This is a genomic window from Pseudescherichia vulneris (genome assembly GCF_902164725.1).
Classification (GTDB): domain Bacteria; phylum Pseudomonadota; class Gammaproteobacteria; order Enterobacterales; family Enterobacteriaceae; genus Pseudescherichia; species Pseudescherichia vulneris.
The window spans coordinates 1,015,081-1,038,817 of sequence record NZ_LR607338.1 but is presented as its reverse complement, the minus strand read 5'-3'; the positions used below and the strand labels follow the sequence as shown (position 1 = coordinate 1,038,817).

At 57.6% G+C, this 23,737-nt stretch carries 27 protein-coding genes, 1 pseudogene and 1 other annotated feature; of the genes and pseudogenes, 20 read left to right on the top strand and 8 right to left on the bottom strand.

The genetic code is table 11. The annotated features are described in order from the left end of the window. Position 1: 1 nt before the first annotated feature. The 4 genes from yidD to FN633_RS18590 all read right to left on the bottom strand — a co-directional run bounded on the left by yidD (position 2) and on the right by FN633_RS18590 (position 1,047). Complete coding sequence (gene yidD / locus FN633_RS04205) at positions 2–259, bottom strand: membrane protein insertion efficiency factor YidD (RefSeq protein ID WP_015966614.1); 258 nt, start codon at positions 257–259, stop codon at positions 2–4. Further along, positions 223–582: a ribonuclease P protein component gene (gene rnpA / locus FN633_RS04200; protein ID WP_042393473.1), complete on the bottom strand. Its 360-nt coding sequence runs from the start codon at positions 580–582 to the stop codon at positions 223–225. The genes yidD and rnpA overlap by 37 nt, the downstream gene beginning before the upstream one ends. 15 nt (positions 583–597) lie before the next feature. Next, on the bottom strand, positions 598–738 hold the full coding sequence (rpmH, locus tag FN633_RS04195; protein ID WP_003849659.1) for a 50S ribosomal protein L34: 141 nt from the start codon (positions 736–738) through the stop codon (positions 598–600). A gap of 228 nt (positions 739–966) precedes the next feature. Further along, a complete protein-coding gene (locus FN633_RS18590) occupies positions 967–1,047 on the bottom strand; it encodes a hypothetical protein (RefSeq protein WP_419721326.1) in 81 nt (26 codons plus the stop codon). A 298-nt stretch (positions 1,048–1,345) separates the two neighbouring features. Between FN633_RS18590 and dnaA the strand changes: the two genes are divergently transcribed. The 12 genes from dnaA to FN633_RS04135 all read left to right on the top strand — a co-directional run bounded on the left by dnaA (position 1,346) and on the right by FN633_RS04135 (position 15,527). After that, positions 1,346–2,743, top strand: coding sequence for a chromosomal replication initiator protein DnaA (gene dnaA, locus FN633_RS04190; protein ID WP_042393469.1), 1,398 nt, complete (start codon positions 1,346–1,348; stop codon positions 2,741–2,743). A 4-nt stretch (positions 2,744–2,747) separates the two neighbouring features. After that, entirely contained in the window at positions 2,748–3,848 is a 1,101-nt protein-coding gene (gene dnaN, locus FN633_RS04185; protein WP_042393465.1) for a DNA polymerase III subunit beta, read from the top strand. Continuing rightward, the gene (recF, locus tag FN633_RS04180) at positions 3,848–4,921 is read left to right on the top strand and encodes a DNA replication/repair protein RecF (protein ID WP_042393463.1); all 1,074 of its coding nucleotides are present in this window, start codon (positions 3,848–3,850) and stop codon (positions 4,919–4,921) included. Before dnaN ends, recF begins: the two co-directional genes overlap by 1 nt. A 28-nt stretch (positions 4,922–4,949) precedes the next feature. After that, complete coding sequence (gyrB, locus tag FN633_RS04175; RefSeq protein WP_154056852.1) at positions 4,950–7,364, top strand: DNA topoisomerase (ATP-hydrolyzing) subunit B; 2,415 nt, start codon at positions 4,950–4,952, stop codon at positions 7,362–7,364. A gap of 160 nt (positions 7,365–7,524) precedes the next feature. Continuing rightward, positions 7,525–8,337, top strand: a complete 813-nt coding sequence (gene yidA, locus FN633_RS04170) for a sugar-phosphatase (RefSeq protein ID WP_154056851.1) — start codon at positions 7,525–7,527, stop codon at positions 8,335–8,337. Positions 8,338–8,580: 243 nt separating this feature from the next. Then, the gene (dgoR, locus tag FN633_RS04165) at positions 8,581–9,270 is read left to right on the top strand and encodes a D-galactonate utilization transcriptional regulator DgoR (protein WP_103820568.1); all 690 of its coding nucleotides are present in this window, start codon (positions 8,581–8,583) and stop codon (positions 9,268–9,270) included. After that, entirely contained in the window at positions 9,267–10,145 is an 879-nt protein-coding gene (locus FN633_RS04160) for a 2-dehydro-3-deoxygalactonokinase (RefSeq protein WP_154056850.1), read from the top strand. The genes dgoR and FN633_RS04160 overlap by 4 nt, the downstream gene beginning before the upstream one ends. Next, complete coding sequence (locus FN633_RS04155) at positions 10,129–10,746, top strand: 2-dehydro-3-deoxy-6-phosphogalactonate aldolase (protein ID WP_154056849.1); 618 nt, start codon at positions 10,129–10,131, stop codon at positions 10,744–10,746. The genes FN633_RS04160 and FN633_RS04155 overlap by 17 nt, the downstream gene beginning before the upstream one ends. Next, positions 10,743–11,891 carry a galactonate dehydratase gene (gene dgoD / locus FN633_RS04150; RefSeq protein WP_103820565.1) on the top strand — a complete coding sequence of 383 codons (1,149 nt, stop codon included), beginning with the start codon at positions 10,743–10,745 and terminating at the stop codon, positions 11,889–11,891. Before FN633_RS04155 ends, dgoD begins: the two co-directional genes overlap by 4 nt. 91 nt (positions 11,892–11,982) lie before the next feature. Then, positions 11,983–13,293, top strand: coding sequence for an MFS transporter (locus FN633_RS04145; RefSeq protein ID WP_042393455.1), 1,311 nt, complete (start codon positions 11,983–11,985; stop codon positions 13,291–13,293). A 12-nt stretch (positions 13,294–13,305) separates the two neighbouring features. Beyond that, complete coding sequence (locus FN633_RS04140; RefSeq protein WP_042393454.1) at positions 13,306–14,238, top strand: 2-hydroxyacid dehydrogenase; 933 nt, start codon at positions 13,306–13,308, stop codon at positions 14,236–14,238. 59 nt (positions 14,239–14,297) lie between these two features. Beyond that, on the top strand, positions 14,298–15,527 hold the full coding sequence (locus FN633_RS04135) for a YidR family protein (RefSeq protein WP_208673955.1): 1,230 nt from the start codon (positions 14,298–14,300) through the stop codon (positions 15,525–15,527). 15 nt (positions 15,528–15,542) lie between these two features. Here FN633_RS04135 and FN633_RS04130 read toward each other — a convergent pair whose 3' ends face one another. After that, complete coding sequence (locus FN633_RS04130; protein WP_144818522.1) at positions 15,543–15,875, bottom strand: YceK/YidQ family lipoprotein; 333 nt, start codon at positions 15,873–15,875, stop codon at positions 15,543–15,545. A 228-nt stretch (positions 15,876–16,103) separates the two neighbouring features. Beyond that, positions 16,104–16,178, top strand: a sequence feature (ROSE (Repression Of Heat Shock gene Expression) occurs in the 5'-region of heat shock genes and acts as an RNA thermometer to modulate expression.). On the opposite strand from FN633_RS04130, the gene ibpA reads away from it, so the two are divergent. From ibpA to FN633_RS04105, 5 genes are all read left to right on the top strand, one after another. After that, entirely contained in the window at positions 16,172–16,585 is a 414-nt protein-coding gene (gene ibpA, locus FN633_RS04125) for a small heat shock chaperone IbpA (RefSeq protein WP_042393452.1), read from the top strand. It overlaps the preceding feature by 7 nt. A 109-nt stretch (positions 16,586–16,694) precedes the next feature. Next, complete coding sequence (ibpB, locus tag FN633_RS04120) at positions 16,695–17,123, top strand: small heat shock chaperone IbpB (protein WP_154056847.1); 429 nt, start codon at positions 16,695–16,697, stop codon at positions 17,121–17,123. A gap of 159 nt (positions 17,124–17,282) precedes the next feature. Next, complete coding sequence (locus tag FN633_RS04115) at positions 17,283–17,630, top strand: YidH family protein (RefSeq protein ID WP_144818294.1); 348 nt, start codon at positions 17,283–17,285, stop codon at positions 17,628–17,630. Between the two features lie 2 nt (positions 17,631–17,632). After that, positions 17,633–18,004 (top strand): DUF202 domain-containing protein, encoded by a 372-nt coding sequence (locus FN633_RS04110; protein ID WP_154056846.1) that lies wholly within the window; start codon positions 17,633–17,635, stop codon positions 18,002–18,004. A gap of 51 nt (positions 18,005–18,055) precedes the next feature. Further along, positions 18,056–19,141 (top strand): cellulase family glycosylhydrolase, encoded by a 1,086-nt coding sequence (locus FN633_RS04105; protein WP_154056845.1) that lies wholly within the window; start codon positions 18,056–18,058, stop codon positions 19,139–19,141. Here FN633_RS04105 and emrD read toward each other — a convergent pair. Together emrD and FN633_RS04095 are read right to left on the bottom strand one after the other, a co-directional pair. Beyond that, positions 19,044–20,228, bottom strand: a complete 1,185-nt coding sequence (gene emrD / locus FN633_RS04100; RefSeq protein ID WP_154056844.1) for a multidrug efflux MFS transporter EmrD — start codon at positions 20,226–20,228, stop codon at positions 19,044–19,046. The genes FN633_RS04105 and emrD overlap by 98 nt on opposite strands. 174 nt (positions 20,229–20,402) lie before the next feature. Beyond that, the gene (locus tag FN633_RS04095; protein WP_154056843.1) at positions 20,403–21,236 is read right to left on the bottom strand and encodes an EamA family transporter; all 834 of its coding nucleotides are present in this window, start codon (positions 21,234–21,236) and stop codon (positions 20,403–20,405) included. 195 nt (positions 21,237–21,431) lie between these two features. Here FN633_RS04095 and ivbL point away from each other — a divergent pair, with 195 nt between their 5' ends. From ivbL to ilvN, 3 genes are all read left to right on the top strand, one after another. Next, the gene (gene ivbL / locus FN633_RS04090) at positions 21,432–21,530 is read left to right on the top strand and encodes an ilvB operon leader peptide IvbL (protein ID WP_144818304.1); all 99 of its coding nucleotides are present in this window, start codon (positions 21,432–21,434) and stop codon (positions 21,528–21,530) included. 100 nt (positions 21,531–21,630) lie between these two features. Further along, positions 21,631–23,319, top strand: a complete 1,689-nt coding sequence (gene ilvB / locus FN633_RS04085; protein ID WP_154056842.1) for an acetolactate synthase large subunit — start codon at positions 21,631–21,633, stop codon at positions 23,317–23,319. A gap of 3 nt (positions 23,320–23,322) precedes the next feature. After that, entirely contained in the window at positions 23,323–23,613 is a 291-nt protein-coding gene (ilvN, locus tag FN633_RS04080; RefSeq protein ID WP_042393444.1) for an acetolactate synthase small subunit, read from the top strand. Position 23,614: 1 nt separating this feature from the next. Here ilvN and FN633_RS04075 read toward each other — a convergent pair. Continuing rightward, a pseudogene (locus FN633_RS04075) lies at positions 23,615–23,737 on the bottom strand (DeoR family transcriptional regulator); the annotation flags it as partial.

The window sequence follows — 23,737 nt, the reverse complement described above, 5'->3', positions numbered from 1 at the left end:
GTTAGTGTTCTCTGGTATTAAAAGGTCCTGGCGGGACGGGGTCGTCGCCACCCGGGTGTAAAGGGTGGCATTTTAATACGCGTTTCACCGTCAACCAACTGCCTTTTATCACCCCGAACCTGCGCAATGCCTCAATTCCATATTGCGAACAGGTCGGTGTGAAACGACAGTGCGGCCCAAGCAGCGGACTGATCAGGCGCTGATATACCCGAATGAGGGCTATCAGGAGCCGTGAGCCAGGCGACAGTGGCGGCGCCATAGTTTTTCCAACGCTTCCGTGAGAGCACGGTTATCGAGGTCAGCAACCCCCTTCTTCGCCACCACCACGAAATCCATTGCTGGCAGTTCATGCTGGCGTAAGCGGAAGCTTTCACGCGTCAGACGTTTGATCCGGTTGCGTTCATGCGCACGCTTAACATTTTTCTTGGCGACGGTAAGACCGATGCGGGGATGCCCCAGCGAATTCAGGCGGCCGAGGATGGTGATTTGCGGCGTGCCAGCCCGTTGTGGCTGCTGGAAGACGAATGTGAAATGATTGGGAGTTAACAAGCGTAACTCCCTGGGAAATGCGAGCTTAACCACGCAGGGTTAGCTTTATTACTTGGAAACGGTCAGACGAGAGCGGCCTTTAGCACGACGACGTGCCAGAACCTGACGACCATTTTTAGTAGCCATACGAGCACGGAAGCCGTGAGAACGGTTGCGCTTCAGTACAGACGGTTGAAAAGTGCGTTTCATGGCGATTTCTACCTAAACTTGAATGAATTCACTGAATTTCGCGTCGGTCCGCTGGGCAGTGCCAACGTCTTACGCCTCAGTGTTGATGATTAAAGAGGCCGGATTGTAATAATTGTACACTCCGGAGTCAATTCTCTTTCCTTATATACCGCCTAAATTCCGCAGTTTTTGCCTGAAAAGTAGACGGGGCCGACGCAAGAAATCGAGCAGCGCGCGCCGGGTGGAGGATTATACGACCTGAGGGCCAAAGCGCAAGGATCCTCCAGGATCTTCAATAGATCGTTTCGCTAAATTTTTATCGATCCTCATTAATTTTTCCAATATGCGGCCTAAATCGTGCCGCACCGGCACCAGGATCGTTTACACTTAGCCGATTCGGATCGTCCTGTGGATAAATCGTGAAGAATCTGTGAGAAACAGAAGATCTCTTCGGCGGTTTACGTTATGATCCGCGGTCCCGATCCTGCATCACGGATCCGGATCGGGGCAAAAAACCGCAAATAGCGGTTCGCACGTCACCCTTCAGGGGTCTTTTCGACGTGTGTCTACAATCATTAATTTCAGCTTTCGTCTTTTATTATCGACTTTTGTTCGAGTGGAGTCCGCCGTGTCACTTTCGCTTTGGCAGCAGTGTCTTGCCCGACTGCAGGATGAGTTACCAGCCACAGAATTCAGTATGTGGATCCGCCCATTGCAGGCGGAACTGAGTGACAACACGCTGGCTTTGTATGCGCCAAACCGTTTTGTACTCGATTGGGTCAGGGACAAGTACCTTAATAATATCAACGGACTGCTGAACGAGTTCTGCGGCTCGGATACGCCGCAGCTGCGCTTTGAAGTGGGTACCCGGCCGGTTGCCCATACCCTAAAGGAGCCGGCAAGCGTCGCCGCGCCTGCCCAGGTCGCAGCGGTGCAAATGCCTCGCGTCGCCCCTGCATCGCGTTCAAGCTGGGACAACGTTCCCGCACCGGCAGAGCCTACCTACCGCTCTAACGTCAACGTTAAGCACACGTTTGATAACTTCGTTGAAGGTAAATCGAACCAGCTGGCCCGTGCGGCGGCTCGCCAGGTGGCCGATAACCCCGGCGGGGCGTATAACCCGCTGTTTCTCTACGGCGGTACGGGTCTCGGTAAAACGCACCTGCTGCACGCGGTGGGTAACGGCATCGTGGCGCGCAAGCCCAATGCCAAAGTGGTCTATATGCACTCCGAGCGCTTTGTTCAGGACATGGTAAAAGCCCTGCAGAACAACGCCATTGAGGAGTTCAAACGCTACTACCGCTCCGTAGACGCCCTGCTGATCGATGACATCCAGTTCTTTGCCAATAAGGAGCGCTCCCAGGAGGAGTTCTTCCACACCTTCAACGCCCTGCTGGAAGGCAACCAACAGATCATCCTCACCTCGGATCGTTATCCAAAAGAGATCAACGGCGTCGAGGATCGTCTGAAGTCGCGCTTTGGCTGGGGATTGACCGTGGCGATCGAGCCGCCTGAGCTCGAAACCCGCGTGGCGATCCTGATGAAAAAGGCTGACGAAAACGACATTCGTCTGCCGGGTGAGGTGGCGTTCTTTATTGCCAAGCGTCTGCGCTCCAACGTGCGTGAGCTGGAGGGGGCGCTGAACCGCGTGATCGCTAACGCCAACTTCACCGGCCGCGCCATCACCATCGATTTCGTTCGTGAAGCGCTGCGCGATCTGCTGGCGCTCCAGGAAAAGCTGGTCACCATCGACAATATTCAAAAGACGGTGGCGGAGTACTACAAAATTAAAGTGGCGGATCTGCTCTCCAAGCGCCGATCCCGCTCGGTAGCGCGTCCGCGCCAGATGGCAATGGCGCTGGCCAAAGAGCTGACCAACCACAGCCTGCCGGAGATCGGCGATGCGTTTGGCGGCCGCGACCATACGACCGTGCTCCACGCCTGCCGTAAGATCGAGCAGCTGCGTGAAGAGAGCCATGATATCAAAGAAGATTTCTCCAATTTAATCCGAACTCTATCGTCGTGATGCTATGAAATTTACCGTTGAACGTGAACACCTATTAAAACCGCTTCAGCAGGTCAGTGGCCCGCTGGGTGGCCGTCCTACGCTGCCGATCCTGGGCAACCTGCTGCTGCAGGTCGCTGACGGCGCGCTCTCCCTCACCGGCACCGATCTGGAGATGGAGATGGTTGCCCGCGTCGTGCTGGCCCAGCCGCATGAACCTGGCGCAACTACCGTCCCCGCGCGCAAATTCTTTGATATTTGCCGTGGCCTGCCGGAAGGCGCAGAGATCGCCGTACAGCTGGAGGGCGACCGCATGCTGGTGCGCTCCGGACGCAGCCGTTTCTCGCTGTCGACCTTGCCGGCAGCGGATTTCCCGAACCTTGACGACTGGCAGAGCGAAGTAGAGTTCACCCTGCCGCAGGCGACCATGAAGCGCCTGATCGAGGCGACCCAGTTCTCGATGGCCCATCAGGATGTGCGCTACTACCTGAACGGGATGCTGTTTGAAACCGAAGGCGAAGAGCTGCGCACCGTGGCGACCGACGGCCACCGTCTGGCGGTCTGCTCTATGCCGGTTGGGCAGTCGCTGCCGAACCATTCGGTGATCGTACCGCGTAAAGGCGTGATTGAGCTGATGCGTATGCTCGACGGCGGTGAGACGCCGCTACGCGTGCAGATCGGCAGCAATAACATCCGCGCACACGTGGGCGACTTTATCTTCACCTCCAAGCTGGTGGATGGTCGCTTCCCGGATTACCGCCGCGTGCTGCCGAAGAATCCGGATAAGCACCTCGACGCCGGGTGCGATATTCTCAAGCAGGCTTTTGCCCGCGCGGCCATTCTCTCTAACGAGAAGTTCCGCGGCGTGCGTCTCTACGTCAGTGAAAACCAGCTCAAGATCACCGCGAACAACCCGGAGCAGGAAGAGGCCGAAGAGATCCTCGACGTCACCTACGCCGGGACGGAGATGGAGATCGGCTTTAACGTCAGCTACGTGCTGGACGTGTTGAACGCGCTGAAGTGCGAAAACGTGCGTATCCTGCTGACCGATTCGGTTTCGAGCGTGCAGATTGAAGATGCGGCCAGCCAGAGTGCGGCTTACGTTGTTATGCCAATGAGACTGTAATGTCGCTCTCCCGCCTGTTGATCCGCGACTTTCGCAATATCGAAAGCGCGGATCTTGCTCTCTCCCCCGGCTTTAACTTCCTGGTTGGCGCTAACGGCAGCGGCAAGACCAGCGTGCTGGAAGCGATCTATACGCTCGGCCACGGCCGGGCGTTTCGTAGTTTGCAGATTGGTCGCGTCATTCGCCACGAGCAGGAGGCGTTTATCCTGCACGGTCGTTTACAGGGCGAAGAGCGCGAAACCTCCATCGGCCTGACCAAAGATAAGCATGGGGACAGCACCGTTCGCATCGACGGCACCGACGGCCACAAGGTGGCCGAGCTGGCGCTGCTGATGCCGATGCAGCTGATTACGCCGGAGGGGTTTACTTTACTCAACGGCGGCCCCAAATACAGAAGAGCCTTCCTCGACTGGGGATGCTTCCATAACGAAGCCGGGTTCTTCACTGCCTGGAGCAACCTGAAGCGGCTCCTGAAGCAGCGCAATGCCGCCCTGCGGCAGGTGACGCAGTACGCCCAGCTTCGTGCGTGGGACAAAGAGCTTATCCCGCTGGCGGAGCAGATCAGCCGCTGGCGAGCCGAGTACAGCACCGCCATCGCCCAGGACATGGCGGACACCTGTAAGCAGTTTCTGCCGGAGTTCTCCCTGAGCTTCTCTTTCCAGCGCGGCTGGGAAAAAGAAGCCGACTACGGCGAGGTGCTGGCGCGCAGCTTTGAGCGCGACAGGGCGCTGACCTACACCGCCCACGGCCCACACAAGGCGGATTTTCGCATTCGTGCCGACGGCGCGCCGGTGGAGGATACTCTCTCCCGTGGGCAGCTTAAGCTGCTGATGTGCGCCCTGCGGCTGGCGCAGGGGGAGTTCCTGACCCGCGAGAGCGGGCGGCGCTGTTTGTACCTCATAGATGATTTTGCCTCAGAGCTTGATGACACGCGGCGCGCGCTGCTGGCCAGCCGCTTAAAAGCCACCCAGTCACAGGTCTTTGTCAGCGCAATTAGCGCTGAACACGTAATGGACATGTCGGACAAAAATTCGAAGATGTTCACCGTGGAAAAGGGTAAAATAGCAGACTAATCCAAGACAAATTGAGCGAGAAACGTTGATGTCGAATTCTTATGACTCCTCCAGTATCAAAGTCCTGAAAGGGCTGGATGCGGTGCGTAAGCGCCCGGGTATGTATATCGGCGACACGGATGACGGTACCGGCCTGCACCATATGGTATTTGAGGTGGTAGATAACGCTATCGACGAGGCGCTCGCGGGTCACTGTAAAGATATCGTCGTGACGATCCACGCCGATAACTCCGTGTCGGTCTCGGATGATGGCCGTGGGATCCCGACCGGTATTCACCCGGAAGAGGGCGTCTCTGCCGCTGAAGTTATCATGACCGTGCTGCACGCAGGCGGTAAATTCGATGATAACTCCTATAAAGTGTCCGGCGGCCTGCACGGCGTAGGCGTCTCCGTGGTTAACGCCCTGTCGCAAAAGCTTGAGCTGCTGATCCGCCGCGAAGGCAAAGTGCACCAGCAGACTTACGTGCACGGTGTGCCGCAGGCCCCGCTGGCAGTGACCGGCGATACTGACGCCACCGGTACCGTGGTGCGTTTCTGGCCTAGCCTGGAGACCTTCACCAACGTCACCGAATTTGAGTATGAGATCCTGGCCAAGCGCCTGCGCGAGCTGTCATTCCTGAACTCTGGCGTTTCCATTCGCCTGCAAGACAAGCGCGACGGTAAAGAGGATCACTTCCATTACGAAGGCGGCATCAAGGCGTTTGTTGAGTACCTCAACAAGAACAAAACGCCTATTCACCCGAACGTGTTCTATTTCTCCACCGAAAAAGACGGTATCGGCGTTGAAGTTGCGCTCCAGTGGAACGATGGCTTCCAGGAAAACATCTACTGCTTTACCAACAACATTCCACAGCGCGACGGGGGTACCCACCTTGCAGGCTTCCGTGCGGCAATGACCCGTACCCTGAACGCCTACATGGACAAAGAGGGCTACAGCAAGAAAGCCAAGGTCAGCGCGACCGGTGATGACGCCCGTGAAGGTCTGATCGCCGTCGTGTCGGTAAAAGTGCCGGATCCGAAATTCTCCTCTCAGACCAAAGACAAGCTGGTCTCCTCTGAGGTGAAATCGGCGGTTGAACAGCAGATGAACGAGCTGCTGTCCGAATACCTGCTGGAAAACCCGTCCGACGCCAAAATCGTTGTCGGCAAAATTATCGACGCGGCCCGCGCCCGTGAAGCGGCACGCCGTGCCCGTGAGATGACCCGTCGTAAAGGCGCGCTGGATCTCGCAGGCCTGCCGGGCAAGCTGGCGGACTGTCAGGAACGCGACCCGGCCCACTCCGAACTCTACCTGGTGGAAGGGGACTCGGCGGGCGGCTCGGCGAAGCAGGGCCGTAACCGTAAGAACCAGGCTATCCTGCCGCTGAAGGGTAAGATCCTTAACGTCGAGAAGGCCCGTTTCGACAAGATGCTGGCCTCTCAGGAAGTGGCGACGCTGATCACCGCCCTGGGCTGTGGCATTGGCCGTGACGAGTACAACCCGGATAAGCTGCGCTATCACAGCATCATCATCATGACCGATGCGGACGTCGATGGCTCGCACATCCGTACGCTGCTGCTGACCTTCTTCTATCGCCAGATGCCGGAGATCATTGAGCGCGGTCACGTGTACATCGCTCAGCCACCGCTCTACAAGGTGAAAAAGGGCAAGCAGGAGCAGTACATCAAGGATGACGAGGCGATGGATCAGTATCAGATCTCTATCGCGCTGGATGGGGCCACCCTGCACACCACCGAAGGCGCACCTGCGCTGGCCGGTGAGGCGCTGGAGAAAATGGTTTCTGAATACAACGCCACGCAGAAAATGATCAACCGCATGGAGCGTCGTTTCCCGCGTGCGCTGCTGAAAGAGCTTGTCTACCAGCCGACGCTGGAAGAGGCCGATCTCACAGACGAAGCAAAAGTGACCCGCTGGGTCTCTGCGCTGATCGCTACGCTGAACGAAAATGACGTGCACGGCAGCACCTGGAATTACGACGTGCGTGAAGACGCCGAGCTGAAACAGTTCGAGCCGATCATCCGCGTGCGTACGCACGGTGTGGATACCGACTATCCGCTGGATCATGATTTCATTATCGGTGGTGAGTATCGCCGTCTGTGCACGCTGGGTGAGAAGCTGCGCGGCCTGATCGAAGAAGATGCCTTTATCGAACGTGGCGAACGTCGTCAGCCGATTGCCAGCTTTGAGCAGGCGCTGGAGTGGCTGGTGAAAGAGTCCCGTCGTGGCCTGGCGATTCAGCGCTATAAAGGGCTGGGCGAGATGAACCCGGAGCAGCTGTGGGAAACCACTATGGATCCGGAAAGCCGCCGCATGCTGCGCGTGACCGTCAAAGATGCGATTGCTGCCGACCAGCTCTTCACCACGCTGATGGGCGATGCCGTTGAACCGCGTCGTGCGTTTATCGAAGAGAACGCCCTGAAAGCGGCGAATATCGATATCTAATCGGTTTGTTCCCCGGCGGCGCGACGCTGCCGGGGCTACCCTTCCCGTAAATGGGGAATATACCGCCCCGCTTTTGTCCCCCTTTTCCCTCCTCGCGCTTACTGTCTTTTGAGCAGAATCACGCTAGCATAAGAGTTAACTCTTTTACGCTGGGGAACCCATGGCTATCAAACTCATTGCAATCGACATGGACGGCACCTTGCTGCTGCCGGACCATACCATTTCACCTGCCGTTAAAAATGCGATTGCCGCCGCGCGTGAGCGTGGGGTCAACGTTGTGCTCACTACCGGGCGTCCGTACGCAGGCGTGCACAACTATTTGAAAGAGCTGCATATGGACAGGCCAGGCGATTACTGTATCACCTATAACGGCGCACTGGTGCAGAAAGCCAGCGACGGCAGCACCGTGGCGCAGACGCCGCTCAGCTATGATGACTACCGCTATCTCGAACAGCTCTCCCGCGAGGTAGGCTCCCACTTCCACGCGCTCGACCGTAACACGCTCTATACCGCTAACCGCGACATCAGCTACTACACGGTGCACGAGTCCTACGTCGCGACCATTCCGCTGGTGTTCTGCGAAGCCGAGAAGATGGATCCGGGTATTCAGCTGCTGAAAGTCATGATGATTGACGAGCCGGCGATCCTCGACCAGGCGATAGCGCGCATTCCGGCAGAGGTAAAAGAGAAGTACACCGTGCTGAAAAGCGCACCTTACTTCCTGGAAATCCTTGATAAAAGCGTCACCAAGGGCACCGGTGTGAAATCGCTGGCCGATGCGCTGAACATCAAGCCGGAAGAGGTGATGGCGATTGGCGATCAGGAAAATGACATCGCGATGCTTGAGTATGCCGGTATGGGTGTTGCCATGGACAATGCTATTCCGTCGGTGAAAGAGGTCGCTAACTTCGTGACTAAAACCAACCTTGAAGACGGCGTGGCTTACGCTATCGAGAAGTTTGTCCTGAACTAAACTCCGCTCTTCCCGTCTGCTAAAAACCCGTACATCGCTGCGGGTTTTTTATTGCTCGCGTTTTTTCACATTTTATTTACCAACTGTCGTTTTTGTGATCTGGATTGTAGTACAACCCAAGATCATTGTACTACTATCCACTCACAGTACGGCGAACGACTCGCATATTTGTACTTCAATAGTGCGGACTTTTACGCCGGTAAGGATAAAGTAATGGTAAAGCCTCTTCTTAAAGGATCCGACATGACCATTACGAAAACGGACCGCATCATCGCCACCCTCGGGCGGCAGATTGTCAGCGGCAAATACGTCCCTGGCGCAGGGCTGCCTTCCGAAACTGACCTGTGCGAAGAGTTTGAAACTTCGCGCAATATCATCCGGGAGGTCTTTCGCTCCCTGATGGCGAAGCGGCTTATTGAGATGAAGCGCTATCGCGGGGCGTTTGTCGCTGCACGCAACCAGTGGAACTACCTCGATACTGAGGTGTTGCAGTGGGTGCTGGAGAACGACTACGACCCCCGGCTTATCAGCGCGATGAGCGAGGTACGTAACCTGGTGGAACCGGCCATTGCCCGCTGGGCGGCCGAGCGAGCCACCTCCAGCGATCTGGCGCAGATTGAGGCGGCGCTTAACGACATGATCGCCAATAACCAGAACCGGGAGGCGTTCAACGAAGCGGATATCCGCTATCACGACGCCGTGCTGCAGTCGGTGCATAACCCGGTTCTCCAGCAGCTGACGGTAGCGATTGGCTCTCTGCAGCGGGCGGTATTTGAACAGACCTGGCGCGGTGACGAGGCCAACATGCCGAAAACGCTTCAGGAACATAAGGCGCTGTTTGATGCAATCCGGCATCAGGACGGCGACGCAGCAGAGCAGGCGGCGCTGACTATGATCGCCAGCTCAACCCAAAGGCTGAAGGAAATAACATGACATCACGCTATATCGCCATCGACTGGGGCTCCACCAATCTTCGCGCCTGGCACTATCAGGGCGATCAATGCCTTGAAAGCAGGCAGTCTGAAGCAGGCGTAACCCGTCTGAACGGGCGCACCTTCGAGGCGGTATTAGCGCAGATCACCGAGGGCTGGGCGCGGGAAAATACCCCGGTGGTGATGGCGGGCATGGTCGGCAGCAATGCCGGCTGGGTTAACGTCCCCTATCTACCTTGCCCGGCCCGCTTTGATGATATCGGCCAGCAGCTCACCAGCGTTGCCGATAATATTTGGATCGTTCCCGGCCTGTGCGTCAACCGGGAAGATAACCACAACGTGATGCGCGGCGAAGAGACCCAGCTGCTCGGCGCGCGCGATCTCCAGCCAGCCCAGGTGTATGTCATGCCCGGCACCCACTGCAAATGGGTGCTGGCCGATAGCGAGCAGGTCAGCGACTTTCACACCGTGATGACCGGCGAGCTGCACCACGTGCTGCTTAACCATACGCTGGTGGGTGCGGGCCTGCCCGAGCAGGAGATCTCCCCGGATGCCTTTACCGCCGGTTTAGCCCGCGGCCTCGACTCTCCCGATCTGCTGCCTCGCCTGTTTGAAGTGCGGGCTTCCCACGTGCTCGGCGCGCTGGCACGTGAAGAGGTGAGTGAATTTCTTTCCGGCCTGCTGATTGGCAGCGAAGTGGCAAGTATGAAAGCCTGGATCGCGCCGCAGCAGACCATCACGCTCGTTGCCAACCCCTCGCTGACCGCGCGCTACCAGCAGGCTTTTGCCCTGCTGGGCCACGAAACGCAGATCCTACGCGGTGACGACGCATTTCAGGCAGGTATAAGGAGCATCGCTCATGCAGTGGCAAAATAAACTCCCGCTGATCGCAATTCTGCGCGGCATCACGCCGGAAGAGGCACACGCCCACGTGGCGGCGGTGATCGACGCTGGATTTGAAGCGGTCGAAATTCCGCTCAACTCACCCCGCTGGGAAGAGAGCATTCCCGCAATGGTGAAAGCCTTTGGTGATAAAGCGTTAATTGGCGCGGGCACGGTATTAAAGCCTGAGCAGGTCGATACGCTTGCCGAAATGGGCTGCACCCTGCTGGTCACGCCAAATATCAATCCAGAAATTATTCGCCGGGCGGTGGCGTACGGCATGACGGTCTGCCCAGGCTGTGCCACGGCGACCGAAGCTTTTACGGCGATTGAGGCTGGTGCCCAGTCGCTGAAAATATTCCCTTCTTCCGCGTTTGGTCCGGACTACATCAAAGCGCTGAAGGCCGTGCTTCCGCCGGAAATCCCCGTGTTCGCCGTGGGCGGCGTCACGCCGGAAAACCTGACCCAGTGGCTCAAGGCTGGCTGTGCCGGTGCCGGACTGGGTAGCGATCTCTATCGTGCCGGGCAATCCGTGGAGCGCACCGCGCAGCAGGCAGCCGCATTTGTAAAAGCGTATCGAGAGGCAGTTCAATGAAAATTACTAAACTAACCACCTACCGTTTACCCCCGCGCTGGATGTTCCTGAAAATCGAAACCGATGAAGGCGTAGTGGGCTGGGGTGAGCCGGTGATCGAAGGCCGGGCGCGTACCGTTGAGGCGGCCGTTCATGAGCTGGGCGAATACCTGATTGGTCAGGATCCCGCCCGCATCAATGACCTGTGGCAGGTGATGTACCGCGCAGGCTTCTACCGTGGCGGCCCGATCCTGATGAGCGCCATCGCCGGTATTGATCAGGCGCTCTGGGACATTAAAGGTAAAGTATTGAACGCGCCGGTCTGGCAGCTGATGGGCGGTCTGGTACGCGATAAAATTAAGGCCTACAGCTGGGTGGGCGGCGATCGTCCGGCGGAAGCTATCGCGGGCATTACTAAACTGCGCGAAATTGGCTTCGATACTTTTAAATTAAACGGCTGCGAAGAGTTATCGATTATTGATGATTTCCGCAAAGTGGAAGCCGCTGTGAATACCGCCGCGCAGATCCGCGAAGCCTTTGGCAATGAAATTGAATTTGGCCTCGATTTCCACGGTCGCGTTAGCGCGCCGATGGCGAAAATATTAATTAAAGAGCTGGAGCCGTACCGTCCGCTGTTTATTGAAGAGCCGGTGCTGGCCGAGCAGGCGGAATATTATCCGAAGCTGGCTGCGCAAACCCATATTCCGATTGCCGCCGGGGAGCGTATGTTCTCACGCTTCGAGTTTAAGCGCGTGCTGGAAGCGGGCGGCCTGGCCATTCTCCAGCCGGATCTCTCCCACGCCGGGGGCATCACCGAGTGCTACAAAATTGCCGGCATGGCAGAGGCGTACGACGTGGCGCTGGCCCCGCACTGCCCGCTTGGCCCGATTGCGCTGGCGGCCTGTCTGCACGTGGACTTTGTCTCCCACAATGCGGTGTTCCAGGAGCAGAGCATGGGCATCCACTATAACCAGGGCGCGGAGCTGCTCGACTTTGTGAAAAACAAAGAGGACTTCAACATGGAAGGTGGCTTCTTCAAACCGCTGATGAAGCCAGGCCTGGGCGTAGAGATTGACGAAGAGCAGGTTATTGCCCGCAGCAAAGACGTGACTGACTGGCGCAATCCATTATGGCGACATGAAGACGGTTCCGTAGCCGAGTGGTAATTTCCTGATTCAAAAAAATAACGATAACTAACCGCCTGTATATGAATAGAGGGATCTCCTCGCGCATATACGGCTGGGTGAGGTTTTTACTATGAATACCGATCTGTACTCTACAACCTTACGGCAGCTTAATGCCAAGATAATTCCGTTTATTATTATCTGTTATTTTGTGGCTAACCTCGATAAAACCAATATTTCAATTGCAGCACTGCAAATGAATGCCGATCTCGGCCTAAGCGCCAGTATGTACGGGCTTGGCGTCGGGATGTTCTATATCTCGTATATTATTTTTGAAATCCCCAGCAACATTATTATGACGCGGGTGGGAGCCCGGATATGGATCGCCAGGATTATGATTACCTGGGGCATCGTCAGCGCCGGGATGTCGCTGGTGCAAACGCCAACGCAGCTTTACGTCATGCGCTTTTTACTCGGTATGGCGGAGGCGGGCTTTACGCCGGGCATTATTTACTACATCTCCTGCTGGTTCCCTAAAAGCAACCGTGCGCGGGCCATGTCGTTCTTCTACATGGGCTCGGTGATGGCGTCGATTATCGGCCTGCCGATCTCTGGCTCGATCCTGAATATGCACGGTATTGCCGATATTGCAGGCTGGCGCTGGCTGTTTGCGCTGGAAGGCATTCCAGCCATCGCTCTGGGGATCATGGTGCTATGGCGCTTGCCGCAGACGCCGGATCATGCCGCCTGGCTGACGCCGGAGCAGAAAGGGTGGTTGAAAGCACAGCTTGAACGCGATAACGCCGGGGTCGAGGTAGGGACAAACCACAGCTGGATGAGCGCGTTGAAAAACAAGACCGTGCTGCTGCTGAGCCTGGTCTGGTTCTTGCAAGCCTTTGGCTCTATTGGCATTACGCTGTTCCTGCCGCTGATCATCAAAAGTATGGCCAGCGACCAGAGCAATATCGTTATCAGCCTGCTGTCTGCCGTACCGTTTATCGCGGCCTGCTTGTTTATGTACTTCAATGGCCGCCACTCCGATACCACCAATGAACGTTCGCTGCACCTTGGGCTGCCGCTGATTATCTCTGGGCTGTCGCTCGCTATCGCTATCTACTCCAGCAATCTGCTGGTGGCTTACTTCCTGCTGATCCTCACCGTTGGCTTTAACTTTGCGCTGACGCCGATCTTTTGGGCCGTGACCACCGAGAAGCTGGCCGGCGTTGCCGCCGCGGCCTCTATCGCCTTCATTAACACGGTGGCTAACTTTGTGGGTCTTGGCCTCCCGCCGCTGCTGGGCAAAATCAAAGATGCCACCAACAGCTACCACTATGGGCTGCTGATTGTGGCGGTCGCGCTGATCCTCGGCGGCATTATCGGCATCCTGGTCTCGCGTCCAACGCAGCCAAAAGCCGCGAAACGAACCGCTACACGCCTCTCCTAATAGGGAAACGATATGAAACAGAAAGTACTGAAACAGGCGGGTCTGCCGGATGCGCTCACCGCTGAACTGCAAGCGCGCTACGACTTATACGATCTGGCTGAGATGGATGCTGATAAGCTGGCCGCTATCGCTGATGAAGTTACGGTGGTGATCACCAACGGCGAGGCGGTGGTGACACGTGACTTTATCGCCTCGCTGCCTGCCTTGAAGCTGATCGCCGTATTTGGCGTCGGTTACGATGGCGTCGACGTGGCGGCGGCACGGGATCACGGCGTGGCGGTGACCCATACACCGGGCGTACTGACGGACGACGTGGCCGATCTGGCTATTGGCCTGATGCTGGCAACCTCGCGCCGCATCGTGGCTGCGCAGAAGTTTATTGAGCAGGGCGATTGGTCGGCAGGTGGCTTTCAGTGGACGCGCAAGGTTTCCGGCGCACGCCTGGGCATTCTCGGCATGGGCCGTATTGGCCAGGCCATCGCGCGGCGTGCTAGCGGGTTTGATATGCATATTGCCTACACTGACCGCAAGGCACACAGCGCACTGGCGTGGGATTACGTTGCCGATCTGCGCGAGCTGGCAGAGCAGAGCGATTTTCTGATGGTCTGCGCGCCGGGTGGTGCAGAGACAAAAGCGCTGATAAACCCGTCGGTGCTGGAGGCCCTTGGCCCGCAGGGCGTGCTGATCAACATCTCACGCGGCAGTGTGGTGGATGAGGCCGCGCTGATCGCTGCCCTGGAAAGTGGCGCGATCGCCGGTGCCGGACTGGACGTTTTTGCCGATGAGCCCAATGTGCCTGCCGCGCTGCAACAGCGCGATAACGTGGTCATCACTCCCCATATGGCAAGCGCAACCTGGGAAACGCGCCGGGAGATGTCACGCCTGGTGTTAGAGAACGTTCAGGCCTGGTTTGAGGGCACACCGCTGGTAACGCCCGTTCCCTGATAGTTTTTTTGCTGTAGATCTCTTACCCTGATGCGATATCAGCGCATCAGGGTCTCTTCATGAAACAAATCACCTTTGCTCCCCGCCATCATCAGCTTACCAATATCAATACCTGGACGCCCGACAGCCGGTGGCTGGTGTTTGACGTACGCCCCTCCGGTGCCTCCTTTACCGGCAAAACCATTGAGCGCGTCAACGTAGAGACCGGTGAGGTAGAGACCATCTACACCGCACCCCAGGGCGCACACGTTGGCGTGGTGACCGTCCATCCCAGCGAAGAGAAGTACGTGTTTATTCACGGGCCGCGGGATCCGGACGAGAGCTGGCAGTACGATTTTCACCATCGTCAGGGCGTGATGGTGCAAAACGGCAGGGCGAGCAACCTCGATGCGCTGGATATCACCGAACCCTACACGCCCGGCGCGCTGCGCGGCGGCAGCCACGTGCATGTGTTCAGCCCAGACGGCAACAAGGTGAGCTTTACCTATAACGACCATGTACTGCACGAGCGCGATCCAAGGTTGGATCTGCGCAACGTTGGCGTCGCCGCTCCCTTTGGGCCGATCATGCCTGGGGGCAACCATCCGCGAGAGTATGCTGGCAGCCACTGGTGCGTGCTGGTCAGCTGTACGACGCCAACACCTGCGCCCGGCAGCGATGAGATCAACCGCGCCTATGAAGAGGGCTGGGTGGGTAACAACAGGCTGGCTTTTATTGGCGATACGTTGTCGCTGAGTGGAGAAAAGGTGCCTGAGCTGTTTATCGTCGATCTGCCCGCTGACGAGCAGGGCTGGAAGCGGGCGGGAGAGACCCCGCTGGCTGGAACATCAACCACGATGCCATCGCCGCCCATGGGCGTAGAGCAGCGGCGGCTTACCTTTACCCATCAGCGTCGTTATCCGGGGCTGGTCAACGTGCCGCGCCACTGGGTACGCAGTAACCCACAGGGTAGCGACATCGCTTTTTTAATGCGCGATGAGGCGGGCGTGGTGCAGCTCTGGCTGATGGCCGCAGAGGGGGGCGAGCCGCGCCAGTTGACCCATAACGCCACGGACATCCAGTCGGCGTTTACCTGGCACCCCTCCGGCGCGGCGATCGGCTTTGTGCTGGAGAGCCGCATAGCCCTGTGCGATAGCGTGACCGGAACGATCGTCTTTTTAACCGACAGTGACCCTGCGCATCAACCTTCGGCCGATGCGGTGGTCTTCTCTCCGAATGGTAAGAGGATCGCGTGGATGGCACCCGCGGCAGGCTTCCGCCAGCTCTGGATGGCCGATACCGGCCTGTAATCAGTCAGCACAAATTTACGGGGCGGGCATAGCCGCAGGAGGAATAACGGAGTTGGTGGCCAGATTGGCCTCCTCCGCTTTCTCGACGCGTGATTTTACTGAGTTGTCTTTACGGAACATATCCCAGGGCAGCAGCAGCGTATCGGCCACGGCGGTAAACGGCATGTCCAGCACCACAAATGATTTCACCGCCAGGTTCGCGTCGTCATCCATTAGCATTTTTGAACTGGCGCGCGTGCCGGGGTAGAGCCCCTCTTTGCCGCCGGTATGTGACATCACGCTGGAGCAGCCGCCCAGCGTCACCATTCCGCTGACAATCGCCACTTTTAACAGAACATTTTTCATGATGGTTTTTTTCTTATCATCGTGCACTCCTTGCTTATAGCGACCCTTAAGGAAAATGAATAGCTTTCGTGTGCCGCTCTGTGGCGGCAATCGCAATTTAGCGTTAAGTGTCGTAACCCAGTCTATGCCCTGAGTGAGAAAGTGCAAAAAAAAGTCAGACTTCTGCCCTTGAAAATTTTTCCGCTGCACCCATTTTTACAACGTAGTCGAAAGAACATGCCTGCGGGGTGTTCTGGCTTTAAGAGCCTGTCCATAGTGGAAGGTTCAAAAATTTCTCGCTGATTTCAGGAGCTTATTGTATGCGTAACTTCGATCTCTCTCCGCTTTATCGTTCTGCCATTGGTTTTGACCGCCTGTTTAACCTGTTAGAAAACAACCAGAGCCAGAGTAACGGCGGCTATCCTCCGTATAACGTTGAACTCGTTGACGAAAACCACTATCGCATTGCGATTGCCGTGGCCGGCTTTGCCGAAAGCGAACTGGAGATAACCGCTCAGGACAACCTGCTGGTGGTGAAAGGCGCTCGTGCAACCGAGCAGAAAGAGCGTAGCTATCTCTATCAGGGCATCGCCGAACGTAACTTCGAACGTAAATTCCAGATCGCTGAGAACATTCACGTTCGCGGCGCGAACCTGGTCAACGGCCTGCTGTTTATCGAACTGGAACGCGTGATCCCAGAAGAGAAAAAACCGCGCCGTATCGAAATTAACTAATTTCCCGGGCCGCCGCCGCGGCCCAGAATAACCCTTGCTCGCCGTCAGGGAGCAGATACGCGTCACACGATGCGTAGACCATTTCTTGCTTCAAAGAAGGAGAAACACCATGCGTAACTACGATTTATCCCCGCTGCTGCGTCAATGGATCGGTTTTGACAAACTGGCCAACGCCCTGCAAAACAGCAGCGAAGGCCAGACCTTCCCGCCCTATAACATCGAGAAGAGTGACGATAACCACTACCGCATTACCCTTGCGCTAGCCGGTTTCCGTCAGGACGATCTGGAGATCCAGCTGGAGGGCACGCGCCTCAGCGTTAAAGGCACCCCGGAAAAACCGACCAACGAGCCGAAGTGGCTGCATCAGGGGCTGGTGATCCAGCCGTTCAGCCTGAGCTTCACCCTGGCGGACCATATGGAGGTCAACGGTGCCACCTTTAATAACGGGCTGCTGCATATCGACATCAGCCGCAACGTGCCGGAAGCGATTGCTCCTCAGCGCATCGCCATCAGCGAGCGCCCGGCGTTGAATAGCTAATCTGCACGATGTAAAAAGGCCCCGTACGGGGCCTTTTTTGTATCTACTCTGTAGGTCGGGTAAGCGTAGCGCCACCCGGCGGTATACATCTTCGCAAAGATGACGCGGTATGGCATGCTGATGGTGCTGTTTGAGCGCGATCAACCACAAGGACACCGCATGAAAATTTCTCGCCTCGGTGAAGCGCCGGACTACCGCTTCTCGCTGGCAAACGAGCGCACCTTTCTCGCCTGGATCCGCACCGCGCTGGGCTTTCTGGCGGCGGGGGTAGGCCTCGATCAGCTCGCCCCGGATTTCGCCACGCCGCTTATTCGCGAGCTGTTGGCGCTGCTGCTTTGTCTCACCTCCGGCGGGCTGGCTGTTTTTGGCTACCTGCGCTGGCTGCGCAATGAGAAGGCCATGCGCCTGAAGCAGGACCTGCCCTATACCTACAGCCTGCTGGTTATCAGCATCATGCTGCTCGTGGTGGCCGCGGTAGTGATGGCGCTGGTCTTCTATGCCGGATAGCTATGCCGGATAGCCGCAAAGCCCGCCGAGAGCAGGATCCCGGCCTGCAACCCGAGCGCACGTCGCTTGCCTGGCTGCGCACCCTGCTGGGCTATGGCGCGCTGCTGATGCTGGCGGTAAAGCACAACGGCCAGCAGGCGGGATCGGCTTTCTGGGTAGCGATTGCCCTGCTGGCGGCGGTGGCGCTGATCCTCTGGCGGTATACCCTGAAGCGTAACCTGATGGACGTCGACCGCAGCGACTTTCTGCGCCCGTCAGCGGTGCGGGACAAGCTTCTGGTTGCGCTAGGGGTGCTCTCGCTGGCGCTGCTGTTTGCCGCTACCCATTTCCAGCAGATCGCACTTTTTCTTTTCGCTGCGCTACACGCCAGTTAAAAAAGCATGCTAAAAAATAGCGGTGCGCTAACTCATCTTTTCAGGCTACCCGTGTATAAGCTTCCAATTGCTGCTGCGTTACTGCTTGCTACCTCTGCCGTTTATGCTGAGCCGCCGCTGACGGCCGCACGCTATGCGGCCCAGCTCGGTGTTGGGATGGACGTTGACTGGGCGCGAACCGAGCGTGGCATCCGCGAGTTCGATCCGTTAGTGGTGCGGGATTTTGCCGCGCAGGGGATAGGGCATGTGCGTATTCGCGTCGCAGGCGAGCCAACCGAGGCGCGACTCATTCACCTGCGTAAGCTGGTGCAGGCCTGCGAGCAGTACGGTGTGATCCCGATTATCGCCTGGCAGGCAGATGAGTATAAAAACGATCCGAAAGCCGAGAATGAAAAAGAGGTAGTGAACTGGTGGATCGCCGTTGCGCACTACTTTGGTAGCAGCTCGCCGCAGTTAGGCTTCGATCTCATTTATGAACCCGCAGACAAGCTGAACCATAATCTCGTGTCGCTCAATCGCGTCTACGAAAAAACCATTAAAGCCATTCATGATATTGACGCCCAGCGCATGATCTTTATCGCGCCGCGCCTGCGTGCGGCCCCGGAAGATCTCGCTAACCTGAAACTGCCCGCGCACAGCCAAGATTATCTTCTGGCAGAGTGGCATATCTTCCCGTGGGGGCCGCTAAAGAGCAACGGCAGGTATCCGTGGACATCGGGGACGTCGGCAGAGAAGGCAGCAATTCGAAATCGCATCAATATCGCGCTGCGCTGGCAGAAAAAAACCGGTCACGTTAGCTGGATAGGCGGCTGGGGCGTCGGTGAATCCAGCCATTTTACCCCTACCGCGTCGCAAATGGCCTTTGCCACCTTTATGGCCTGTGAGCTACAGCAGGCAAAAATCCCTTACGCCATTAATGCCGATGCGCAGTTTTACGATGGGGAGGAGGGGGCGTGGCGTCCCATAGCCGAACCGCTGCTGAAGACAATGATCGCCCCGACATGCGAAAAGCCCGGCGAGAAGCCGGGCCATCATAATGTTAAACAGGCTGTTCGTGATGCGGGGCACGCGACGCCAGCGGCAGCCAGCACAGTAAAATCAGCAGCCCCATCAGGGTCATCAATAAACCGAGGCTAGCCTGGCCGGTCTGCGGCATCATGGCAGAGAGCCATGCCAGCGCGCCGGAACCGATATTCTGTAGACCACCCACCAGCGCGCCTGCCGTTCCGGCGAGGAACGGGAACGGCTCCATTGCGCCACTGGTGGCGAGCGGGAAGAGCATCCCCGCGCCGAAGAAGAACAGCGCCGCCGGGATCAGCAGGGTCCAGACGCTCATCACGCCAAACAGGCCTGGGATCCACATCATCACGCCTGCCAGCAGGCAGCTCATTACCGACTGCCACATCAGGGTGGAGAAACGTTTATTCTGGCGTCCGGCGAACCACGCGCCAAAGAAGGCCGCCGGGATCGGCAGAATAAACAGAATGCTTACCACCATACTGCTTAGCCCAAGCCCTGCCCCTAACAGCACGCCGGAGCAGGCCTCAAACACGGCGATACCCGCCAGGCCACCGATCAGCATCAGCAGATAGCAGTTGAATGACCCGCTGCCAAAAAGCACTTTGTAGCTAGTGAGCAGTTTCGTGCGCGGTGCGCCTGCGGGGCGGGTCTCGGGCATCCAGCGTGCCATGCTGAAGGTAACCAGCACGCACAGCACCAGCAGGAAGGCGAAGCAGGCGCGCCATGACCAGAGGGTATTCAGCAGGCCGCCAATCAGCGGGGCCAGCAGCGGACTCACCAGGATCCCCATATTTAACAGGCTGTTGGCATGACGAAGCTGGGTACCCTGATACATATCGCGCGGTAAGGTTCGCGCCATCACGCCGCCGACGCCGGTCCCGACACCCTGCAACGCGCTGGCCGCAATTAATACGGTCAGGCTATGGGTGGTCAGGGCAATCAGCGTCGCCACCATGAAAATACTCATGCCCACAAAAATAACCGGGCGACGCCCTATGCGATCGGACAAGGGGCCATACACGAGCTGCGAGAGGCCATAGGTCAGCAGATAGGCAGCCATTACGCTCTGCACTGCGCCGTCACGGACGTGAAATTCCTTTGCCATGTCGGCGATGGCCGGAATGTAGATGGTTTGCGCCATCTGACCGACCGCCACCAGTAACACCAGCATCAACAATAAGTTAACGTTCCTTTGTCTTTTCATGTCGCTGAATACTTTTGCCAAATGAGAGAAATAAAGAATAAGTCACTACGCATTCCATAAATGCGCGAGAAATCTACCACAGTACGGCGATAAGTTAAGTATCAGGGTGATGAATGGGCAAGAGTGAAAAGGCAGGATTTATGAACAATGTTGGCAACAAATATTGCCTGGGTTTTACGCCAGACGCAGCAGAATAGCCCCACCGGCAATGCCCAGCGCAGCCGCGATGCGTACCCCGGCAACCCGCTCTTTTAACAGCAGAAAAGCGATAAGCGCGCCAAAGAGTATCGATGTTTCACGCAGGGCCGCGACCACGGCCAGCGGAGCCTGGGTCATAGCCCACAGCGCCAGGCCGTAAGATCCCATGGTGCCCGCCCCGCCAAACAGCCCTTTTTTCCAGTGCAGGCGCAGATAGCTGGACGCTTCGCGGCGGCGCGCCACCATCGCCCAGCAGAGCAGACAGAAACCGTTCATAAAGAAGGTCCACAGCGTATAGCCCAGCGCGGTGCCAGACAGACGCACGCCGGTACCGTCCACCAGCGTATACCCCGCGATAAAGCAGGCATTCAGCAGCGCCAGCCAGATACCTTTGCGTGACTGCATGCGGCCATTCAGCGCCATGGCCAGTATCGACAGGCAGATGACGCCGATCCCAGCCCAGGCGAGCCACGAAAGCGTATCCCCTAATGCCAGGACGCTAATCAGCGCGACCAGCAGCGGGGCCGTGCCGCGCATCAGGGGATAGGTTTGGCTCATATCGGAAACCTGATAGGTTTTGGCCACCAGCACCGTGTACACCACCTGTAACGCGCAGGAAATCACTAAAAAAGGCCAGCTGGCGATGGAGGGCTGCGGTGAGAAGGGCAGCAGGATCAGGGCGATAAGCGTCGCGGAGCCGCTAACGCTAATGGCGGCGTAGAGTTTATCCGTTCCGGCTTTTACGATGGCGTTCCAGCTGGCATGCAGCAGGGCAGCGAATAAGAGAATGCAGAAAACAGAGAGCGTCATAGCGAATCGGGTGATGAATTGTCATACAACTGTAACACTTAACCCTGTTTTAGCCGCGTTTTTGTTTGGCGTTGAAGCGTGATCGGTCACACATTTTCACCGCCGCTGCGATAAAACGATTGTCATGCTGCACCAGCTGTGTTTGTATAAATTCAGCTAATAAATAAACAACACAACATATACAACAGGCCCCTAATGAACCCAGCCATGCTGACATCGACTCTACTACGCACCGCGCCATCTGCCGCGGTCGTCGTCGTGCGTGTGGTGGTGGTCGTCGGCATAGCGCCGTAGGGTCCGGAACACACGATTCCAAAACCCCGCCGGCGCAAACCGGGCGGGGTTTTTCGTTTAGACCGCCCGGAAAGTCGGCCCAGAATTAAAGGACTGGAGCATGGCAAGTTTGGGCACCACCTCGCAGGCAAGGCGCTTTACCGGCGCACAGTTAATCGTTCATTTACTGGAGCGCCAGGGCATCACTATCGTCACCGGGATACCAGGCGGCACGGTGTTGCCCCTGTACGACGCCCTGAGTCAAAGCACGCAGATCCGCCACGTCCTGGCTCGCCACGAGCAGGGCGCGGGCTTTATCGCCCAGGGCATGGCGCGCACCCAGGGGAAACCCGCCGTCTGTATGGCCTGTAGCGGGCCGGGGGCCACCAACCTGGTGACCGCCATCGCCGACGCGCGCCTCGACTCCATTCCGCTGGTCTGCATCACGGGCCAGGTCCCCTCGTCGATGATCGGTACCGACGCCTTCCAGGAAGTAGATACCTACGGCATCTCTATCCCCATCACCAAGCACAACTATCTGGTGCGCGACATCCGCGAGCTGCCGCAGGTGATCAGCGACGCGTTTCGCATTGCCCAGTCAGGCCGCCCCGGCCCGGTGTGGATAGATATTCCTAAGGATATTCAGACCGCAGAGATCGAAGTAGACACCCTGCCGGAGCCGGGTGGCGCTGCGCCAGCCCCCGCATTCAGCATTGAGAGCGTGCAAGAGGCGGCGGCAATGATTAATCAGGCCCAGCGCCCGGTGCTCTACCTGGGCGGCGGGGTGATTAACGCGCCGGAGCAGGTGCGGACCCTGGCGGAGAAGGCCAGCCTGCCCACTACCATGACGTTGATGGCCCTTGGCATGCTGCCGAAACAGCATCCGCTGTCGCTGGGCATGTTAGGCATGCACGGCGCGCGCAGCACCAACTTTATCCTGCACGAAGCCGATTTGCTGGTGGTACTGGGGGCACGTTTTGATGACCGGGCGATTGGCAAGACCGAAACCTTCTGCCCGAACGCCAAAATTATCCATGTGGATATCGACCGCGCCGAACTGGGTAAGATCAAGCAGCCGCACTGTGCTATTCAGGGCGACGTTGGCGAGGTGCTGGCTCAGCTGATCCCGCTGATTGCAGAGGACACACGTGACGCCTGGCGCGATACCGTGGCGCAGCTGCAGCAGGAGTTTCCCGCTAACATGCCGGGCGCGGACGATCCGCTGAGCCACTACGGGTTAATTAACGCCGTTGCCGCCTGCGTTGACGACAGCGCGATTATCACCACCGACGTCGGGCAGCACCAGATGTGGACCGCTCAGGCCTATCCGCTCAACCGCCCGCGCCAGTGGCTCACCTCCGGTGGGTTAGGCACTATGGGCTTCGGCCTGCCGGCGGCTATTGGCGCAGCGCTGGCCAATCCCGATCGCAAGGTGCTGTGCTTCTCCGGCGACGGTAGCCTGATGATGAACATTCAGGAGATGGCGACCGCCGCTGAAAACCAGCTCGATATTAAAATCATTCTGATGAACAACGAGGCGCTGGGGCTGGTACACCAGCAGCAGAGTCTGTTCTACAAGCAGGGCGTGTTTGCCGCCACCTATCCGGGAATGATCAACTTTATGCAGATCGCCGCCGGGTTTGGCCTGCACACCTGTGATTTAAACGCGGCGGCCGATCCGCACGCGGCCCTGCAGGAGATCATCTCCCGTCCGGGTCCGGCGCTGATCCACGTTCGTACCGACGCCGAGCAAAAAGTGTATCCAATGGTTCCGCCAGGCGCGGCCAATACTGAAATGGTGGGGGAATAAGCCATGCCACAATCAACACATGACAACGTTATTCTGGAACTCACCGTGCGCAACCACCCGGGGGTAATGACCCACGTCTGCGGCCTTTTTGCCCGCCGGGCCTTTAACGTAGAGGGCATTCTCTGCCTGCCGCTACCGGGCGGCGAGCAGAGCCGTATCTGGCTGCTGGTGGCGGACGATCAGCGGCTGGAGCAGATGATGAGTCAGATCGACAAGCTAGAAGATGTGGTTAAAGTGGTGCGTAACCAGTCCGATCCCACCATGTTCAACAAAATTGCCGTGTTTTTCGAGTAGATTACTCGCTTTCAGCGTCAGGGGTGATCGCCTTGACCGAGCCGTTCCGGCAGTGGAGGGCATACTCTGCCGGTAGCGGGCGATCGCTGATCAGTACATCAAACTGTGCGAGCGGGGCGATGCT

What these genes read in the sequence shown, in the direction of transcription:
- yidD (WP_015966614.1), bottom strand. Translation starts at nt 259, where the DNA reads ATGGCGCCGCCACTGTCGCCTGGCTCACGGCTCCTGATAGCCCTCATT.
- rpmH (WP_003849659.1), bottom strand. Translation starts at nt 738, where the DNA reads ATGAAACGCACTTTTCAACCGTCTGTACTGAAGCGCAACCGTTCTCAC.
- FN633_RS18590 (WP_419721326.1), bottom strand. Translation starts at nt 1,047, where the DNA reads ATGAGGATCGATAAAAATTTAGCGAAACGATCTATTGAAGATCCTGGA.
- dnaN (WP_042393465.1), top strand. Translation starts at nt 2,748, where the DNA reads ATGAAATTTACCGTTGAACGTGAACACCTATTAAAACCGCTTCAGCAG.
- recF (WP_042393463.1), top strand. Translation starts at nt 3,848, where the DNA reads ATGTCGCTCTCCCGCCTGTTGATCCGCGACTTTCGCAATATCGAAAGC.
- gyrB (WP_154056852.1), top strand. Translation starts at nt 4,950, where the DNA reads ATGTCGAATTCTTATGACTCCTCCAGTATCAAAGTCCTGAAAGGGCTG.
- yidA (WP_154056851.1), top strand. Translation starts at nt 7,525, where the DNA reads ATGGCTATCAAACTCATTGCAATCGACATGGACGGCACCTTGCTGCTG.
- dgoR (WP_103820568.1), top strand. Translation starts at nt 8,581, where the DNA reads ATGACCATTACGAAAACGGACCGCATCATCGCCACCCTCGGGCGGCAG.
- FN633_RS04160 (WP_154056850.1), top strand. Translation starts at nt 9,267, where the DNA reads ATGACATCACGCTATATCGCCATCGACTGGGGCTCCACCAATCTTCGC.
- FN633_RS04155 (WP_154056849.1), top strand. Translation starts at nt 10,129, where the DNA reads ATGCAGTGGCAAAATAAACTCCCGCTGATCGCAATTCTGCGCGGCATC.
- dgoD (WP_103820565.1), top strand. Translation starts at nt 10,743, where the DNA reads ATGAAAATTACTAAACTAACCACCTACCGTTTACCCCCGCGCTGGATG.
- FN633_RS04145 (WP_042393455.1), top strand. Translation starts at nt 11,983, where the DNA reads ATGAATACCGATCTGTACTCTACAACCTTACGGCAGCTTAATGCCAAG.
- FN633_RS04140 (WP_042393454.1), top strand. Translation starts at nt 13,306, where the DNA reads ATGAAACAGAAAGTACTGAAACAGGCGGGTCTGCCGGATGCGCTCACC.
- FN633_RS04135 (WP_208673955.1), top strand. Translation starts at nt 14,298, where the DNA reads ATGAAACAAATCACCTTTGCTCCCCGCCATCATCAGCTTACCAATATC.
- ibpA (WP_042393452.1), top strand. Translation starts at nt 16,172, where the DNA reads ATGCGTAACTTCGATCTCTCTCCGCTTTATCGTTCTGCCATTGGTTTT.
- ibpB (WP_154056847.1), top strand. Translation starts at nt 16,695, where the DNA reads ATGCGTAACTACGATTTATCCCCGCTGCTGCGTCAATGGATCGGTTTT.
- FN633_RS04115 (WP_144818294.1), top strand. Translation starts at nt 17,283, where the DNA reads ATGAAAATTTCTCGCCTCGGTGAAGCGCCGGACTACCGCTTCTCGCTG.
- FN633_RS04110 (WP_154056846.1), top strand. Translation starts at nt 17,633, where the DNA reads ATGCCGGATAGCCGCAAAGCCCGCCGAGAGCAGGATCCCGGCCTGCAA.
- emrD (WP_154056844.1), bottom strand. Translation starts at nt 20,228, where the DNA reads ATGAAAAGACAAAGGAACGTTAACTTATTGTTGATGCTGGTGTTACTG.
- FN633_RS04095 (WP_154056843.1), bottom strand. Translation starts at nt 21,236, where the DNA reads ATGACGCTCTCTGTTTTCTGCATTCTCTTATTCGCTGCCCTGCTGCAT.
- ivbL (WP_144818304.1), top strand. Translation starts at nt 21,432, where the DNA reads ATGAACCCAGCCATGCTGACATCGACTCTACTACGCACCGCGCCATCT.
- ilvB (WP_154056842.1), top strand. Translation starts at nt 21,631, where the DNA reads ATGGCAAGTTTGGGCACCACCTCGCAGGCAAGGCGCTTTACCGGCGCA.
- ilvN (WP_042393444.1), top strand. Translation starts at nt 23,323, where the DNA reads ATGCCACAATCAACACATGACAACGTTATTCTGGAACTCACCGTGCGC.